This window comes from Marinomonas ostreistagni (genome assembly GCF_016888445.1).
Taxonomy (GTDB): Bacteria; Pseudomonadota; Gammaproteobacteria; order Pseudomonadales; family Marinomonadaceae; genus Marinomonas; species Marinomonas ostreistagni.
This window is the reverse complement of record NZ_JAFEKF010000002.1, coordinates 651,121-668,833: the sequence shown is the minus strand read 5'-3', so window position 1 is coordinate 668,833 and position 17,713 is coordinate 651,121. Positions and strand designations below refer to the sequence as shown.

Genomic DNA, 17,713 nt, shown 5'->3' with positions numbered 1-17,713 from the left:
AGTGACTGTGAACAACTTGTCATTGACGTTTTTTTCACGTTCATGAGCGATAATAACCTGACTATTAACTTGGCGAATCACCTATGCACAGAGCTCTACTAATTGAAGATAATCGCGAAATCGCAGGCATGTTGGGCGACTTTTTTGAGTGCCAAAACATCGAGCTCGACTACGCGGACAACGGCGAATTAGGGTTAAAGTTAGCGCTCGAAAACAGTTTCGACATCATCGTATTGGACCTTATGTTGCCACGGCTAGATGGCTTAAGTGTCTGTCAGCGTTTACGCGAAGCCGGTAATAGCACACCGATTCTGATGCTAACCGCTCTGGACAGTCGCCAAGATGAGCTAAGCGGGCTGACTATAGGCGCTGATGACTATCTCACTAAACCTTTTGATTTAGATATTCTCTATGCGCGTATGCAAGCCTTAATACGCCGCGGTAGCGGTCAAGTGGCGAGCAGTACCTTGCAATTTGGCGATATCACTATCCAGACCAAAAGCGGTAAAGCGTATCGTCAAGGCAAGTTACTGGCGTTAACACCGTCCACTTATACCATTCTCAAGATGCTGGTGAGCCAAGCGCCCAACTTGGTGCTTAAAGAAGAGATTGCCTATCAGCTGTGGGGCGATGAAACACCCAATAACGATGTGTTACGCAGCCATATTTATCAGCTAAGAAGCCAGCTGGATAAACCCTTTGAAACTCAGATACTAAAAACGCAACCCAAAATAGGGTTCTATTTAGAGAGCGCCGAGTAATGCCTGCCTTATTTCGCAATGCCGACAGCATGACTGGTCGGCTAGCCTTATTTTTTATCAGTGTGGCCATCACCGTGGGCCTGTTTTGTCTTATTTTGATCAGTGTCGTATTGGCATGGTCAGAAGATCGTGTGGGCGAACGCCGTATTATGATCGACAAGCAGCAGGCCATTCAGTACTTTTTGGCCTATCCCAACATCAAGTCAGTGCAGCTGGACCCTTTGACAATTGCCTACAATGGTCTGCAACACGCGCCCAAACAGATCCGTGATTATTTGGCTGGTCAAGAGGAGTTTATCGGGGAAGTAGGACAAGGCAGCGACTCACGCATGTTGTACATGACGACCTATACCAAACGCGGTGAAACACGGCAAATGGCATTGGTCTCCAAGATTGATGCCATCGAAATCAGCTTACAAGAATACATGAATGTCATGGCCATTATCGTTACCTTAGTAGTGCTGTTAATCGGCTGCTTTACAGCGATTTTAACGCGACTGTCGAAGAGCCTCATTCAACCCATTAACTATTTGTGTGCCCAATTAAGCGATCACCAAGGGGATACTAACCGCGTGTTTAACGTCCCTCAAGACGCCGCTCAAGAGTTTCAAACGCTCACCAACACGCTCAACCAATACCGCAGCGATATGGATGCTTTGATGAAACGTGAACAAGCCTTCGCCCGTTACGCCAGTCATGAATTACGCACGCCACTGACAGTTATGAAAGGCTCCTGTAACTTATTAGCTAAGACCGATAACTCCCCTTTTGCCATGCGCCAAGTTGAGCGTATGCGCCACGCCACCGAACACATGTTGACCATGGTCGATGCACTATTGGGGTTGGTGCGCTATGAAAAAAGCCACAATAACACGCCCTGCCGAACCCTGAGCTTCGAGGAAGTGCGCAGCCTAATAGATAAGCATCAAGCGCAAGCTGAGGCAAAACAACTGCAATTGACTTTCGTATGTCAGGGCACGCCTCGCACTCATGCGACACCCGCGGTGATCGACATGGCCCTTGGCAACCTATTACGCAACAGTATTGCAGCGTCGGAGTCAGGCATTATAGAGGTGCGTTTGCAGGAGCACTGCATCAGTGTCAGTGATCAAGGACAAGGCTATGACCCCAACCAAGAAAGTCAGGGCCATGGTCTGGGTTTACTGATTGTACAAGACATCTGTCAACGTTATGGCTGGCGCTATACCTTGGTCAACAAAGCCCAAGGTGGCTGCCTTGCCACCCTCGACCTACGTGATGAGCCGTTAGCGCCAGACGTTGAAACAGCTGCTTTACCGACTATTCCTTAGGCAAAGGCTTTTTGCTCCAGTAACTGGCGATCAAAGAGCCAGAAATATTGTGCCACACGCTAAAAATAGAACTAGGTAGCATTTGTAAGTTAAGAACACCGTCGGTTGCTTTTAAACGCATTTGAGAAACATTATCATCATTGCGAAATTCAATCACCGAGTGAGTGTTACATGCTTCTATCTGGTTTAAAGCGCGTTGGCATCCTGCTGATCGGCGTGTTGTTGGCAACTTCGAGTTACGCGGTCACCGTGCAAGACAGCAAAGGCACCTTTACTATCGAGGAGACACCACAGCGTATTGTGGTGTTAGAATTCTCCTTTGCGGATGCACTTGCGTCTGTTGGCGTAAAGCCTATTGGCATTGCTGATGACAAAGACAAAAGCCGCGTGTTGCCAGAAGTTCGAGATATTATTGGGGATTGGCAATCCGTCGGCACGCGCTCGCAGCCGAGCCTAGAGGTGATTGCCTCGCTCAAGCCAGACTTGATCATTGCCGATATCTCACGCCATGAAGCGGTGTACGATGACCTTAAGAAAATCGCGCCAACGCTGATCTTGCCGTCTCGTCGTGAAACCTATGAGGACAATCTCAAAGCCGCTGCTATCATTGGTAAAGCGGTGGGCAAAGAAAGCGAGATGCAAGCTCGCCTTGCCCAACATGAAACCATCATGTCGGACTTTGCCAGCAAACTACCAAACAACGCCCTCGTACAATTTGCTGTTGCACGCGCGGATGATCTATTTCTGCATACAGATGATTCTTACGCGGGCGGCGTAATTTCTCGCTTGGGCTTACAGATGCCAAAAACCGAGCGCGATGACACCGCCTCGCGTCAAACTAGCCTAGAACAGCTGCTCGCGGTGAACCCTGAATACCTGATCGTTGGCCATTACACTCAGCCGAGCATCATCGAAAAGTGGCAAAGTGAGCCCTTGTGGAGCGTGTTGCAAGCGGCCTCAAACGAGCATATTTACAGTGTTAACCCAAATATCTGGGCCCGCTGTCGTGGTGTCATGGCGGCTGAGCATATGGCACAAGATTTAGTGAACATTTTCACTGAGCAATAACCTGTGAACACACCGATCAAATCACTCAGCCTAGGCATTCTCTTGTGCATGGGACTAGTGCTGCTCAGCTGGTGGAACTTATTTGCCTGGTCGGTGGTGCCAGTCACAGGTCTCGACGTTTGGCATGCTGTTACGGCCTTTGATAGCCAAGTCATCGCCCAACGCATTGTCATCGACTTGCGCCTACCGCGATTACTGACGGCACTATTGGTCGGTGCCGCGTTAGCGGCTGCGGGCACTATTATGCAAGGTCTGACGCGCAACCCATTAGCGGCGCCTTCTGTTTTAGGTGTCAACGCAGGTGCTGCGTTGGGCATGGCGTTGGTTTCTACGCTACCCGCCTTTTACGGTGCCTTCAGTACCTCGATCGCTGCCATGCTCGGTGGTGGTTTGGCTTGGCTATTGGTGATGTTGCTGGGCAGCGCTTGGCGCATGGGCGGCAATGATCAAGGGCGTTTGGTGTTGGCCGGCGTGGCGATTTCGGCCTTATGCGCCGCGTTAACCAAAGCGGTAGTGATAATGGAAGAAGACCAAGCCGCAGGTGTAATGACATGGCTCGCTGGCAGTCTTGCGGACGCTCGCTGGCAAAGCTGGTCGACATTTTGGCCCGTAGCCTTGGTGGGTTTAATCGGTGCACTGCTGCTTACGCCTGCCCTCAATCTATTACAACTGGGCGAAGATAATGCCCGTAACCTTGGTATTAACCTGCTGCGCAGCAAGCTTTTGGGCAGCCTTTTAGTACTGATCTTAGTCGGTGCTACCATCAGCACCGTCGGCAGCATCGGTTTTGTTGGCTTAATCGTACCGCACATAGCGCGCTTATTAATGGGACAAGACTTCCGCTTGTTTTTGCCTGTAGCGATGCTGCTAGGGGCGGGGCTCGTGACCTTGGCCGATACCTTAAGCCGCGCCATTACTTATCCGATGGAAACCCCAGCAGGTGCCATCCTTGCGCTGATCGGCGCGCCCTTCTTTATCTACTTGGTGAGAAAACGCACTCTATGAACGCTTCTCGTTTTTTCCCGCTCGGGCTAGCGCTACTGCTGATTTTGAGCATCGCCAACCTCGTCTTTGGCGCCGTGTCTTTGTCACTTGAGCAAGTCTGGCAAGGCTTGTCGGTCGGCTCAGAGCAACACTTTACCGTTTACGAATACCGCTTACCGCGCATTTTTCTCGCTATTTTAGTGGGCGCGGGCTTGGCACTCTCTGGGGCATTGGTACAAGGTGTGATCCGCAACCCACTAGCGTCCCCTGATGTGTTAGGCGTCAGCCATGGAGCGGGCCTCGCCGCCGTGTTTTATATGACCTACTTTGCTGGCGCATCGACTGACTGGCTGCCTGAAGTGGCGCTTGCGGGCGGTCTTGTAGCAGCTTTGATTCTCTGGTGGCTATGCGGCGCGCAAAGCAGCGCCATTAAGCTTGCGATCACTGGTGTGGCTTTGGCGGCGTTTTGGGCCAGCTGCATCGACTTTTTGATGCTGACCAAACCGCTCGAAATCAATAACGCCCTTTTGTGGCTAACCGGTAGCTTGTGGGGGCGCGGCTGGACTCAACTGCAAGCGCTGCTGCCATGGTTTTTGCTGGTGCCTGTGGCATTAGGTTTAAGCAAATACTTAAACCTTTTAGACCTTGGCGATGATTCCGCTACCAGCCTTGGGGTGTCACCACAGGTGCTACGTTTAGTCAGCCTAGCCATCGCGGTGGCTTTGACCGCAGCCTGTGTCTCGATCTGTGGTCCGATAGGCTTTTTAGGTTTGGTCGCACCACATCTGACACGTAAATTAGTCGGCGGACGCCATCAAGCGCTGTTGCCCGCCACCATGCTGACTGGCGCCTGTTTACTACTCGCTGCCGATCTGGCCGCACGCACGATCGATCCCCCGATTGAGCTGCCTGCCGGTATCTTAACCGCCATTATTGGCGCGCCCTATTTTCTTTGGCTCCTGTTGAGGATGAAGTAACTATGTCGTTAAGCGCTCATCAATTAAGTGTTGGCTACCATGGTCAAGCGATCGTCAAAGACATGGATTTAACCTTGCCAGACGGGCGCTTTATTGCGCTTTTAGGCCCCAACGGCTGTGGTAAATCGACCCTACTGAAATGCTTTGCGCGTATTTTACCGGCCATGTCGGGAGAAGCTCGCTGGCAAGGTCAGAACCTTCATGCCTACCCGTCTAAACAGCTCTCCAAAGAGCTAGCGCTGTTGCCACAAACACAGCCCATCCCAGAAGGCATCAAGGTCCAAGATCTAGTGGCTTATGGGCGCAGCCCTTACACCGGTTTTTGGGGCAAATTAAGTCAGCAAGATCACCAAATCGTTGAGCAGATGATGCAGCAGACAGGCACTTATGAGCTAAAAGACAAGCTCGTCAGTGAGCTGTCAGGCGGCCAGCGCCAACGTGTTTGGCTGGCCATGGTATTGGCGCAAGACACGCCCTACTTATTGCTGGACGAGCCTACTACGTACATGGACATCAATCACCAAGTAGAGCTAATGCATCAGCTGCAACGCCTGAATAAACAAGGCAAAACCATCATTACCGTGCTGCACGATATCAATCAAGCGGCACGCTATTGCGACCATTTAGTCGTGATGAAAGAAGGTGAGTTGAAGCACCAAGGCTCGCCAGATGAGGTTTTAACCTCAGCCATGCTCAAAGAAGTCTTTTCACTTAACGCCCAAATCCACCGTGACCCAGTCGCAGGCACGCCTATGTGTGTGGTGGAAGATTAACTTTATATCCCGCTAACTTATTAACAAAAGATCCTTGTATGAAATACCCGATGATTTCCTCAAGCTTACTGCTACTGTCACTGCCATTGATGGCGGCGACGGATACCACGACTACCTCAAGCGAGCAGTTGGACACCTTGCTTGTCACAGGACGTGCCTTATCCCATTACAAGGAAGAATCGGCCAGCATTGGCAGTAGAACAGAAACAGACATCGATAAAACCGCGCAATCCGTGCAAGTACTGACCGAGACTTTGATTGAAGACCAAGCCGCGCATCAAGTGACTGACCTTTATCGCTCTATTTCGGGTGTTTCACAGGATAACGTATCGACCGTCACCTTCCGTGGCTTTCATCAAGACGAGCAACTCTACGATGGCATGCGCGGCAACCCTTATAAGGAATTTTTCACCGTACCACAGCTTGTGAACATACAAGAAGTACAGGCGATCAAAGGCCCTGCTGGTGCACTTTATGGCGCAGGTGAACCGGGCGGCGTGATCAACTATGTCTCGAAAAAGCCCACCTACGAGCCAGAGAACTTCATTAAGCTTGGCGCAGGTAACAAGGGTTATCATTCTGAGCAACTGTCTAGCTCAGGACCAATCAACCAAGACGCCAGCCAACGCTACCGCCTGTCTTTATACCAAGATAAAAGTGACTCCTACCGTAACAATGTCGATCAAGATAACCAAAACATCGACCTAGGTTATGCTTGGGACATTAATGACGATACGACACTGACCCTGCAATATACCAATATCGAACAAACCTTAGATGGCGCTCGCCTACGTGGTATCCCAACCGATGACGATGGTAACTTCTTAGCAGACGATAGCTGGAATGCCAACGAGCCTGGCGACCAACAAGCATTAGACGCAGAGACCTTCCAAGCCAAACTTGAACAATACATTAACGCCACCGTGTCATGGGACCTTGGACTGCGTTACTTTAAAGGGGAAGAGATACAAAACTATCATGAGTCACGCGGCTTAACCGATACTGACAACGATGGTATCAATGATGCTGTGCGCCGCCAATATCGTGACCAACTGCGCAGCAATGAAGGCATCAGCCTGTCTAGTAACCTCGTGTTTGATGTGAATGATCACACCGTATTAGTCGGCGCGGATTACACCCGCAACACTTACGACTACCTATATTATCGTGCTAACAACACTGATCCGCTAAGTCTTAACAACCCGACCTATGACGCAGACATCAGTCGCTACAATTTAACGCTCAACCAAGATAACCAAACCGTATCTCAGCAAATGGGGCTACTGTTACAAGATCAATGGGCTGCGACCGAGCGCTTGGATTTGGTGGCGGGCGTACGCTTAAACCACTTTGAAGAAGACTTCACCGATCATCGTGATCGCAGCAACGATGCGACCTATTCCGACCAAGGCATCGACACCCGTGTCGGCGCAACCTACGCATGGTCGGATAATGTAAAGCCTTACACCTCGTACTCAACCGGCTATCAGCCCCAGAGCGCAGGGGATCAACAAGACTCGGTCGGCGGCCCGTTTGACCCTGAGCAAAGCCGACAAATGGAAGCGGGCGTGCGTACTTATTGGTTGGATAAACGCCTCAATGTGAACCTTGCGGTCTATCACATCGAGCGCGAAAACATTCTGCAAGAAGACCCGAATGACAGTGATCGCAAAATCGCACTTGGCAAGGTTCGTAGCCAGGGCGCGGAGATTGATGTACTAGCAGACATTACCGATCGTTGGGTCGCTAACCTAAGCTATGCTTACAATGACACCATCGTCAAACAGGCTAACGATGATGGCATTCGCTTCGGTGCTGGCGACTCGGATCGTTTCTCAAACTCGCCACTGCACCAATTAGGACTTTGGACACGCTACGACTTGCCAAGCCTTTCCTCTGCTGTTTCCATCGGTGCCGAGCACGTTAGCCAGCAATACAACCGTGATCACCAAAAGGTCAAACCTTACACGGTCTACGATGCCACTTGGCAGACTCAGATCGACGCTTGGACTTTACAAGCTACGATCAAAAACCTAACCGACGAAGTCTACGCCACCTCTGGCTTTAACCGTAATATCGGCTCCAACCTAGGCGAGCGCCGTCGTATCTACCTAAGCGCTCAGTACGATTTTTAAATTCTAACTTGCACCATAAAGTGTGTGGCGCCCGCCACGCACTTTGCAAGCTAAGTGCTTAGCCACCGCCGACCACGGCGGCGAGGGTTTTCTCCATTTTGCGATAACTAAGTGATTCCATCAGGTGTTTACGCTCCACTTCCTTGCCTTCAAGGTCGGCCAGTGTCAGCGCCACGCGCAGTACCCGATGGTAGGCGCGCGCGGAGAGTTTTAGACGCTCCAATGCCTGCTGCATAAATTGCTTATCGGCATCGCTTAAGGCACAGGTTCGCTCTAAATCTCGGCCATTGAGTTGGCCATTTAACACGCCTTGACGGGCACGCTGACGCGCCACGGCCGCTTCCACGCGCTGGCGCACCGCCGCGCTACTTTCACCAAGCTCGGTCTGATTGACCAGCACATCAGTAGGCAGCGGTGGCACTTCTACATGCAAATCAATGCGATCTAAAAACGGTGCCGAGAGCTTACGCAAATACTTTTGACTGGCACTGGATTGGTAGTAGTCCTGCTCGCCACTGTAGGCTTCATTGCTAGCATTCATTGCTGCTACTAACATGAAGCGCGCTGGATAAGAGACCTGCCCGCGTGCACGAGAAAGATGCACTTCGCCATTTTCTAATGGTTCACGCAGCACCTCTAGCACCTTGCGATCAAACTCGGGTAACTCATCGAGAAACAGCACGCCACGGTGACTCAGCGACGCTTCCCCAGGTTTGGGGATGGAGCCACCACCGACCAATGCCGCGGCCGAGCTGGAATGATGCGGACTGCGAAAGGGACGCTCTGACCAATGCCAGTCGACCCCCATTTTACGCCCCGAAACGGATTGTACCGCCGCCACTTCTAAGGCTTCATCTTCGGTCATTTTCGGCATAATACCCGGTAAGCGCGAGGCCAACATGGTCTTGCCAGTACCTGGCGGACCGATAAACAGTAGATTGTGGGATCCCGCTGCAGCCACTTCCAAGGCACGCCGTGCTTGATATTGGCCTTTCACATCCTGCATGTCTTTATGGTGATCAAAGGTGCCAGAGAAATCTGGCTCGACGGCACAGCGAGGCAAGGCTTGCTGCTTGATGATGTGCGCGGTGACTTGGGTTAAATGCCGTGCGTGATAGATCTCATGATCCACTAAGCCGGCTTCATTGCGATTATCATAGGGGCAAATCATGGTGCGAGCGGCGCTTTTACTGGCCATAGCTGAAGGCAATACCCCCGGAATGGCACGTAGCTCGCCTGATAACGCTAACTCGCCGACAAACTCCATATCGCCCAGTTGCTGCTCGCCGAGCTGCTCCGAGGCCACAAGGATGCCGATGGCAATGGCTAAATCGTAGCGTCCGCCTTCTTTAGGCAAATCCGCGGGGGCTAAATTAACGGTGATGCGTCTTAAAGGAAACTCAAACTTACTGTTGATGATCGCGCTGCGTACGCGATCTTTTGCTTCTCTTACAGCGGCTTCAGGTAAGCCGACTATATTGAGCGACGGCAGGCCGTTGGAGAGGTGTATTTCCACCGTAACCAGCGGGGCAGACACGCCCACGCGGGCACGACTGTAGATCGTAGCTAGGCTCATAATCACTCCTTGATTAAGCCAATTCATCCAAATTTATTGCTGGGGCGTATCTGTCTCAAAGGAGACTGATATGAAAAAACTTAACCCCAACAAGCTGTTACTCTCTAAGTGGACGTCCCGTGTACCACAAAACAAAGAGAAACATTTTATCGTCACGCGCCTTATCCGTGATGAAGAAGACGTCGTGACCGATATTATTCTAGAAGCGGTATACAGTAAAAACGAATACCAACACCCTTGGCAAGTCCTGCTCGAACAACAATGGTTACAGGGCTGGCAATAAGTCTTTTACTGGGCGCTGTCGCTTTGCTCAAGCTCAGCGAGGCGCGCTTCCAATTGCACTAACTTCTCGCGGTACTTCTGCAACATCGCGGCCTGCACTTCAAACTCTTCTCGGGTGACAAGATCCATTTTGGTCAAGGTGTCTTTTGCGACCATTTGCACTTGCGCTTGAATCTCGTCAGCAGGCAATTTGCCCAACGTCGTCGCGGCTTGCTCCAGCCCCGTACCTAGCTGCTTAATAAATTGATCAATCATGGCGACCTCTTTTTACCAGAAAATTTGCCTCATTATAGAAGCGCTATCAGCGAATGTCTTTACACTTTACGGCATCCACAGCATCCCTTTAATGCTTACTCAGTGTGCAATAAGGTCGCACCCAGCACCGCCAAAGCCCCTTATTTGCTAGCAGATGCTTCGACTTAGGGCGCTCTTAATAAATAAAACTGTATAGAAAACAAACAGCTTCTTGCGCAACCAGTCTCAACGCACAGCACTTTCACTTAGCGCACCATTATGATGCACAAAAATGGCGCACTGACAGTGCGTTCGTGCTATCCATGTAGATTCACCTTCTCCCCAAAACACTGCCATATAGCCGCTAATGCCCGAATTTAGCGCCCTTTTACACGATCTTTAAAATATGGCACACATATTGAATAGAGCTAATTACCTGCGATACGACATAAGCCAGACTTTTAAGGAGACTGTAGGTATGAAGCTTATTACTGCCATCATCAAACCATTCAAATTGGATGATGTTCGTGAAGCCCTTTCTGAAATTGGTGTGCAAGGTATCACCGTGACAGAAGTAAAAGGTTTTGGACGTCAAAAAGGCCATACCGAGCTGTACCGCGGTGCAGAATACGTTGTGGACTTTCTACCGAAAGTAAAAATTGAGCTAGCCATTGCCGCTGACATGGTCGACCAAGTGGTCGAAGCCATCTCCAACGCAGCCAACACTGGCAAAATCGGCGACGGTAAAATCTTCATCGTCACACTGGAACAAGCGGTTCGTATTCGTACCGGCGAAACAGGCGAAGATGCCGTTTAATCGCTGTCAGAATCTTTCTAGCCTTTAGGGGGGCGACTCATGCAAGATCAAATTTTTCACTTACAATTTGCCATGGACACCTTTTACTTCTTGGTGTGTGGCGCACTGGTTATGTGGATGGCGGCAGGCTTCGCAATGCTCGAAGCCGGTCTGGTTCGTTCTAAGAACACCACTGAAATCCTAACTAAAAACGTCGCGCTATTTGCGATCTCTTGTATCATGTACCTAGTGTGTGGCTATGCCATCATGTACGGCGGCACATGGTTCTTATCAGGCATTCAAGACGTAGACGTCGCGTCTACTCTGACCGATTTCGCTGGCCGTGAAGGTGGCTTCGAAGGCGGCTCTATCTACGCGGGTGCCTCTGACTTCTTCTTCCAAGTGGTATTCGTTGCGACGGCTATGTCGATCGTATCAGGTGCTGTGGCTGAGCGTATGAAGCTATGGGCTTTCCTAACCTTTGCGGTGGTTATGACAGGCGTTATCTACCCACTTGAAGGTTCTTGGACATGGGGCGGCGCAGACGTCTTCGGTATGTTCAACTTGGGTGACCTAGGTTTCTCTGACTTCGCAGGCTCAGGTATCGTACACATGGCGGGTGCGGCAGCCGCGCTTGCAGGTGTGCTAGTGCTTGGCGCTCGTAAAGGCAAATACGGCCCTAACGGTGAAGTGCGTGCGATCCCTGGTGCCAACCTACCACTAGCGACGCTAGGTACTTTCATCCTATGGATGGGTTGGTTCGGCTTCAACGGTGGTTCAGTACTAAAACTTGGCGATATCGCTAATGCTAACTCAGTTGCTATGGTTTTCCTTAACACCAACGCGGCCGCAGCCGGTGGTGCAGTGGGTGCATTGGTTCTAGCACGTATCCTATTCGGTAAAGCCGATCTAACCATGCTGCTAAACGGCGCACTAGCTGGCCTAGTGGCGATCACAGCTGAGCCATCTACACCTTCAGCACTGGGCGCAACCCTAATTGGTGTCGTCGGTGGTCTAATCGTAGTGGTATCAATCTTGATGCTTGATAAGATGAAAATTGACGATCCTGTAGGTGCGATCTCAGTCCACGGTGTGGTCGGTCTATGGGGTCTACTAGCCGTGCCACTAACCAACGACGGTGCTTCATTCGGCGGTCAGATCGCCGGTGCACTAACCATCTTTGTTTGGGTATTTGCCTCAAGCCTAGTGGTTTGGCTAGCGATCAAAGCGATCATGGGCATCCGTGTCTCTGAAGAAGAAGAGTACGAAGGTGTCGATATCTCTGAATGTGGTATGGAAGCGTACCCAGAGTTCAAAAAATAATCCTTAGCGATTATACCTCTCCTTGGAAAACCCTCGCTCTGCGGGGGTTTTTCAGTTCTAGTGTTTAACTATTTCTGCAATTTTGCTATCAAAGTGGTTATAGTCCTAGTATCGATAGCACCTATTTGGAGACAGTATGTTGGAAGATCTACATTTAAAGATCCGCAACTTAACCCTGGATGACTACCCACAAGTTAAAGAATTAATGGACCGTGTGTACCATGATATCGGCGGTTCTTGGCCAAAACACACTATTCGCAAGCTGATCAAAGATCTTCCTGATGGACAAATTTGTTTGGTCGACCACGACAAGATTGTCGGCATGGCCTTGTCTGTTAAAGTGAATTACCAACGCTTTAGCAACCCACACACCTATGATGACTTAGTCGATCAGCGTGAGCGTATCCACCATGATCCAGAAGGCGATGCGCTGTACGGTTTGGACGTATTGATTGACCCAGATTACCGCGGTTACCGTCTTGGCCGTCGTCTTTACGAAGCACGTAAAGAGCTGTGTCGCCAAGAAAACCTGATTGCTATTTTGGCCGGTGGACGCATCCCGAACTACTACCAGCACGCGGATGAAATGAACCCAGCGGAATACCTAGAAGCGGTCGACAAACGCAAAATCTACGATCCGATTTTGACGTTCCAATTGTCCAACGACTTCCAAGTAACGCGTCTTTTGACCAAGTACTTACCAGAAGATGAAAAGTCACGTGGTTACGCGACGCTGCTGGAATGGAAAAACATTTTCTACGAGCCTGAGACGACTGTCTTGGAGTACCGTAAAACTCAAGTCCGTATCGGTGCCGTACAATGGCAAATGCGTGAAGTCGCCAGTGTCGAAGAGTTGCTTAAGCAAGTGGAATACTTCATTGATGCGCTTTCAAGCTATAAAAGTGACTTTGCTCTATTCCCAGAGTTTTTCAACGCACCACTGATGGGCTTGGCGCCAGACCAAACCAACCAGATGGAAGCGATCCGCTTCTTGGCGTCCTTCACCGAGCGCTTTGTCAGCGAAATGTCGCAGCTAGCGGTCAGTTACAACATCAACGTCATCACTGGCTCTATGCCGCTAGTAGAAGATGATGTGATGTACAACGTCAGCTATTTGTGTCGTCGTGACGGCACTATCGAAGAGCAACGCAAAATCCACATCACGCCGCATGAGCGCCGTGACTGGGTCATCGAAGGCGGCTACGAAGTACGCGTGTTTGATACCGACGCCGGCCGTGTTGGCATCTTGATTTGTTACGACGTTGAGTTCCCAGAGCTAGCCCGTCATCTTGCCTCGCAAGATATGGACATCTTGTTTGTGCCGTTTTGGACTGACACCAAAAACGGTTACTTGCGTGTGCGCAGTTGTGCGCAAGCCCGTGCTATTGAAAACGAGTGTTATGTGGTGATCTGTGGTAGCTGTGGTAACTTGCCGCAGGTAGAAAACCTCGACGTGCAGTACTCACAAGGCGCGGTGTTCTCACCTTCTGACTTCTCGTTCCCACACGATGCGGTGATGGCCGAGACGACGCCTAACACAGAGATGTTGATGTTCTCTGATTTGGACTTAGATAAGCTTAAATTAGTTCGTAGTGAAGGCTCGGTGAACAACCTGAAAGACCGTCGCCAAGATCTTTATTCAATCAACTGGAAAGCCAGCTAAAGCAAGCTCTGCTACACTGGCACCTATCTAGATTTAGCTCTACAACAGCCGCTCTTGAGCGGCTGTTTCTGTTATAGGTTTTAAACATTACAGGAATCCATTATGGCCAAAGCGAAAACAGCTTTTGTGTGCAATGAGTGCGGTGCCGATTACGCTAAGTGGCAAGGGCAATGCCAAGCTTGTGGCGCATGGAATAGCCTACAAGAATTCAAAGTCAGCTCCGCCAAAACCTCTGCACGCGTGGCGGCGAGCCAAGATTCGGGGCGCAAAGGCTATGCGGGTGCGACCACTGGCATTCAAGATTTGTCCGAAGTCGACCTTGGCGATGTACCCCGCTTTAGCTCAGGCGCCAATGAATTTGACCGCGTCTTAGGTGGTGGTTTGGTACCGGGCGGTGTGGTGCTGATCGGTGGTCACCCTGGCGCTGGTAAAAGTACGTTATTGCTGCAAACCATGTGTTGGCTGGCGCAGCAACAAAGCGCCATGTACGTCACCGGCGAGGAATCGTTACAGCAGGTCGCTATGCGCGCCCACCGTTTACACTTGCCCACGCAAAACCTAAAAATGCTGTCTGAAACCAGTGTCGAAGGCATTTTGGCGGTCGCCGAACAAGTCAAACCCAAAGTCATGGTGATCGACTCGATTCAGGTAATGCACCTTGATGGCATCGAGTCGGCCCCTGGTAGTGTGTCGCAAGTACGTGAAAGTGCCGCGGTGTTGACGCGCTTTGCCAAGCAAACCCAAACTACTGTGTTACTGGTTGGTCACGTCACCAAAGACGGTACCTTAGCAGGTCCAAAAGTACTGGAGCACATGGTCGACTGCTCGGTCTTATTAGAAGGCTCAGAAGACTCACGCTTTCGTACCCTGCGCGGCATGAAAAACCGTTTTGGTGCGGTCAATGAACTAGGCGTATTCGCGATGCTGGAAAACGGCCTCAAGGAGGTCAAAAACCCCAGTTCGATCTTCTTAAACCGCTCCAATCATCCGGCTGCTGGCAGTTTGGTGATGGTGGTCTGGGAAGGTACGCGACCACTGCTAGTCGAGCTGCAAGCACTGGTCGACGATTCAGCATTGGGTAACCCAAGACGGGTGACCGTAGGCTTTGATCACAATCGTCTGTCCATGCTATTGGCGGTGTTGCATAAGCACGGCGGCCTAATGACCGCCGACCAAGATGTGTATTTAAACGTGGTCGGGGGCGTCAAGGTGTTAGAGACCTCGGCCGACTTAGCCGCTATCGCTGCGGTGGTGTCAAGTTTCCGTGATCAAGTGCTGCCGCACGACTTGGTGGTCTTAGGCGAAGTGGGTCTATCGGGGGAAATTCGCCCTGTGCCGTCAGGCCAAGAGCGTATCAGCGAGGCGGCAAAGCATGGCTTTAAGCGTGCGATCGTGCCCAAAGCGAACTGCCCGAAGAAGCCTATTGAAGGCATGACGGTCGTGGGTGTGGAGCGCTTGGCAGAGGCTATCGAAGCGATTTTCGGTTAGTCGTTATCAAGCGTTGCAGGCGTGGCGAAGAGGTCTTGCATGGCTTCGCCCTCCATGCCGTAAGGCATCGGCTTATCACTGTGCTGTAGTCGCTCTTGGCGCGCTCTTAGGATACGTTGCCAGCGGCTGCGACACAGTTGAATCACTTGGCGCTTTTGCGCATCACTCATTTCATGCCAATGGAAGCGTTCATCGCGGCTGCGCAAACAGCCTTTGCAATAGCCCTTGCTACTGGACTCACAGATGCCACGGCAGGGACTTTCAACTTGAAATAACTCAATTTGCTCCATCCCTACCTCACAGGTTTAATCTGTCACTAAGCGATAATCATAAAACTCTTCTGGTGATAAGAAGTAAATACGCTCTGCTGGCGCGGCGTCAAGGGTGAACCAGTAAAAACGCTCTGGCACGCCCATGGCAAGATAGAAGTTGACGTAGCTGGCGTGTACCGGATCAGACAAATCAATATCATCACTGGCATGAGACACATCGCGCCACGAGTGCACGCCTACGCCAGCACCCGCGCCAATGGTGCGCTCAACGCCGCCTAAGAATAAATCTACGCCACCAGACAAAACATAGCCAGTTTTAGCGATATGCGTATTCAGCTCAAATCGTCGAATCAGTCTAGCCGCTTCGATGGTGGCGTCTTGATCTAACGAGCCTGGAACATCGACCAGCACTAAATCGGTCACATTAGGGTAATCATTGATTAAGCTCGTAATTTGCTCGGGGACTTCGCTGGTGAGATAGCCCGATAAATAAGCCACATCTTCATCGACAAACACCGCTAAGGGAGCACTTGCCCGAGCCGCCCCGACGCTTGCTTGTGAGCCCCCCATGTTGGCACAACCACTGATAACTAACACAGTCGCTAAAATGCTCAGCCAAACGCTCTGACGTCCTGTTAATGCTTGCAAGGTTGACTCCTTATGGTGTCGGCAATGTAGATGAGTAAATACAGCATACTAGATGATGTGCATAGCCTGTGCTCACAATAAAGCAACAAATCACATTTGTTCTATAAACCACTGTATTTAAGCAGTCATTCATATAATGCTTAGCGACACTCACATTCGAGGCAAATACTGCCCGTTTGGTCACAATAGTCGACTTAAATCACAAGACATACCCTTCAGTAATATCTTGCATAGCAATCTGAAAATTTATAACTAGACTCCTAAGATATAAAATTGGGTTATTCATATTGTTCTTACCTATCGCAAGCGGAGTGTTACATGGTACGCCAACGTTGGGCGCTAACGCCTATCCTTATTGCTCTTTCAACTCTTGTGTTACTCACCGGCTGCTCTGATCAAGACGCCGCCCCCGAGCAAGAGATTATTCGACCTGTTAAACTGTACAACATCGATGCCACGGATGCGGTCAGCATTCGCCACTTTCCGGCTGAGCTTCAAGCCAGCGATGAAGCCGACCTCGCCTTTCGTGTTGGCGGCCAAATCACCAAGCTCAATGTCCGTGAAGGTCAGCGCGTCGAGCGTGGTGAGCTACTTGCGTCACTGGACCCCACCGACTACCAGCTACAGGTAGAACTGTCCCAAGCCAATTACAAACTGGCCAAAGCGCAATTTGATCGCGTTAAAACCATGCTGGCGAGCAACGCGACCTCTAAGTCACAGTTTGACGAAGCTAAGGCCAATCTAGATCAAACCGAAAACGCCCTAGAAAACGCGCAAAACCAACTTAAGTACACTGAGCTTAGAGCGCCCTACGATGCTGTAATTGCGTCGCTAGACATTGAAAACTACGAGTACGTCGGCGCTTCGCAAACCATTTTGCACATCCAAAACATCGAGCAGATGGACGTCGAGTTTCAGATTCCTGAGCGCTTAGTGGCCAACATCCAAAAAGTCGCCCTAGAGTATCACCCCAAAGTCACCATCGATGCGGTGCCTGGTCGTGTGTTTGAAGGCAAGTATAAAGAGCACCGCACCGCCCCTGACACCACGACGAAGTCATACGACGCGACCTTGTCATTGTTAAACCCAGATAAAACCGACATCAACTTATTACCGGGCATGACCGCCACCGTCGACATTGATATCAGTGCCATCAGCGGCCAACCAAGCCATATTTTAGTGCCGGTAGAAGCGGTGATGAACAAGTTAGATGAAGACGGTAATAGCCACAGCGTGGTGTGGGTATATGACAATGAAGCGGGCACGGTGTCACCACGCCCGGTCAAATTGGGCGACATGACCCAAGATAGCATCGAGATTTTGTCAGGCCTTAATGGCGGCGAACAAATCGTAGCCGCAGGCGTCAACAGCCTCACAGCGGACATGAAAGTACGTCCATGGAAGCGTGAGGGAGGAATCTAAC

Annotated in this window: 17 protein-coding genes; 13 read left to right on the top strand and 4 right to left on the bottom strand. The window is 50.7% G+C overall.

Annotated elements, in window-relative coordinates; translation table 11 throughout:
- The first annotated feature begins 83 nt into the window (after positions 1-83).
- The 7 genes from JQX58_RS08515 to JQX58_RS08485 all read left to right on the top strand — a co-directional run bounded on the left by JQX58_RS08515 (position 84) and on the right by JQX58_RS08485 (position 8,008).
- Positions 84-761, top strand: a complete 678-nt coding sequence (locus JQX58_RS08515) for a response regulator transcription factor (RefSeq protein ID WP_204146411.1) — start codon at positions 84-86, stop codon at positions 759-761.
- Positions 761-2,071: a sensor histidine kinase gene (locus JQX58_RS08510; RefSeq protein ID WP_204146410.1), complete on the top strand. Its 1,311-nt coding sequence runs from the start codon at positions 761-763 to the stop codon at positions 2,069-2,071. Before JQX58_RS08515 ends, JQX58_RS08510 begins: the two co-directional genes overlap by 1 nt.
- 171 nt (positions 2,072-2,242) lie before the next feature.
- Entirely contained in the window at positions 2,243-3,139 is an 897-nt protein-coding gene (locus tag JQX58_RS08505) for a Fe(3+) dicitrate ABC transporter substrate-binding protein (protein WP_204146409.1), read from the top strand.
- 3 nt (positions 3,140-3,142) lie between these two features.
- A complete protein-coding gene (locus JQX58_RS08500) occupies positions 3,143-4,144 on the top strand; it encodes an iron chelate uptake ABC transporter family permease subunit (RefSeq protein WP_338040708.1) in 1,002 nt (333 codons plus the stop codon).
- On the top strand, positions 4,141-5,100 hold the full coding sequence (gene fecD / locus JQX58_RS08495) for a Fe(3+) dicitrate ABC transporter permease subunit FecD (RefSeq protein ID WP_204146408.1): 960 nt from the start codon (positions 4,141-4,143) through the stop codon (positions 5,098-5,100). The genes JQX58_RS08500 and fecD overlap by 4 nt, the downstream gene beginning before the upstream one ends.
- Positions 5,101-5,102: 2 nt before the next feature.
- A complete protein-coding gene (fecE, locus tag JQX58_RS08490; RefSeq protein ID WP_204146407.1) occupies positions 5,103-5,873 on the top strand; it encodes a Fe(3+) dicitrate ABC transporter ATP-binding protein FecE in 771 nt (256 codons plus the stop codon).
- 38 nt (positions 5,874-5,911) lie between these two features.
- Positions 5,912-8,008, top strand: coding sequence for a TonB-dependent siderophore receptor (locus JQX58_RS08485; RefSeq protein WP_204146406.1), 2,097 nt, complete (start codon positions 5,912-5,914; stop codon positions 8,006-8,008).
- A gap of 58 nt (positions 8,009-8,066) precedes the next feature.
- Here the strand turns inward: JQX58_RS08485 and JQX58_RS08480 are convergent, their stop codons facing one another.
- On the bottom strand, positions 8,067-9,584 hold the full coding sequence (locus tag JQX58_RS08480) for a YifB family Mg chelatase-like AAA ATPase (RefSeq protein ID WP_204146405.1): 1,518 nt from the start codon (positions 9,582-9,584) through the stop codon (positions 8,067-8,069).
- Positions 9,585-9,654: 70 nt separating this feature from the next.
- Here JQX58_RS08480 and JQX58_RS08475 point away from each other — a divergent pair, with 70 nt between their 5' ends.
- Complete coding sequence (locus tag JQX58_RS08475; protein ID WP_204146404.1) at positions 9,655-9,867, top strand: TIGR02450 family Trp-rich protein; 213 nt, start codon at positions 9,655-9,657, stop codon at positions 9,865-9,867.
- Between the two features lie 5 nt (positions 9,868-9,872).
- Here the strand turns inward: JQX58_RS08475 and JQX58_RS08470 are convergent, their stop codons facing one another.
- Positions 9,873-10,121, bottom strand: a complete 249-nt coding sequence (locus JQX58_RS08470; RefSeq protein WP_204146403.1) for an accessory factor UbiK family protein — start codon at positions 10,119-10,121, stop codon at positions 9,873-9,875.
- 457 nt (positions 10,122-10,578) lie between these two features.
- On the opposite strand from JQX58_RS08470, the gene glnK reads away from it, so the two are divergent.
- The 4 genes from glnK (at position 10,579) to radA (ending at position 15,370) form a co-directional block, all read left to right on the top strand.
- Complete coding sequence (gene glnK, locus JQX58_RS08465; protein ID WP_204146402.1) at positions 10,579-10,917, top strand: P-II family nitrogen regulator; 339 nt, start codon at positions 10,579-10,581, stop codon at positions 10,915-10,917.
- 39 nt (positions 10,918-10,956) lie between these two features.
- Complete coding sequence (locus tag JQX58_RS08460; protein ID WP_204146401.1) at positions 10,957-12,219, top strand: ammonium transporter; 1,263 nt, start codon at positions 10,957-10,959, stop codon at positions 12,217-12,219.
- Positions 12,220-12,355: 136 nt separating this feature from the next.
- Positions 12,356-13,882, top strand: a complete 1,527-nt coding sequence (locus tag JQX58_RS08455; protein ID WP_204146400.1) for a bifunctional GNAT family N-acetyltransferase/carbon-nitrogen hydrolase family protein — start codon at positions 12,356-12,358, stop codon at positions 13,880-13,882.
- A gap of 102 nt (positions 13,883-13,984) precedes the next feature.
- Positions 13,985-15,370, top strand: coding sequence for a DNA repair protein RadA (radA, locus tag JQX58_RS08450; RefSeq protein ID WP_204146399.1), 1,386 nt, complete (start codon positions 13,985-13,987; stop codon positions 15,368-15,370).
- On the opposite strand, the gene JQX58_RS08445 is transcribed toward radA, so the two are convergent.
- Both JQX58_RS08445 and JQX58_RS08440 read right to left on the bottom strand, forming a co-directional pair.
- A complete protein-coding gene (locus JQX58_RS08445; protein ID WP_204146398.1) occupies positions 15,367-15,660 on the bottom strand; it encodes a DUF1289 domain-containing protein in 294 nt (97 codons plus the stop codon). The two genes, radA and JQX58_RS08445, sit on opposite strands and share 4 nt — an antisense overlap.
- A gap of 15 nt (positions 15,661-15,675) precedes the next feature.
- Entirely contained in the window at positions 15,676-16,290 is a 615-nt protein-coding gene (locus JQX58_RS08440; protein WP_204146397.1) for a COG3904 family protein, read from the bottom strand.
- Between the two features lie 318 nt (positions 16,291-16,608).
- On the opposite strand from JQX58_RS08440, the gene JQX58_RS08435 reads away from it, so the two are divergent.
- On the top strand, positions 16,609-17,712 hold the full coding sequence (locus JQX58_RS08435; RefSeq protein ID WP_204146396.1) for an efflux RND transporter periplasmic adaptor subunit: 1,104 nt from the start codon (positions 16,609-16,611) through the stop codon (positions 17,710-17,712).
- Position 17,713: the final 1 nt, after the last annotated feature.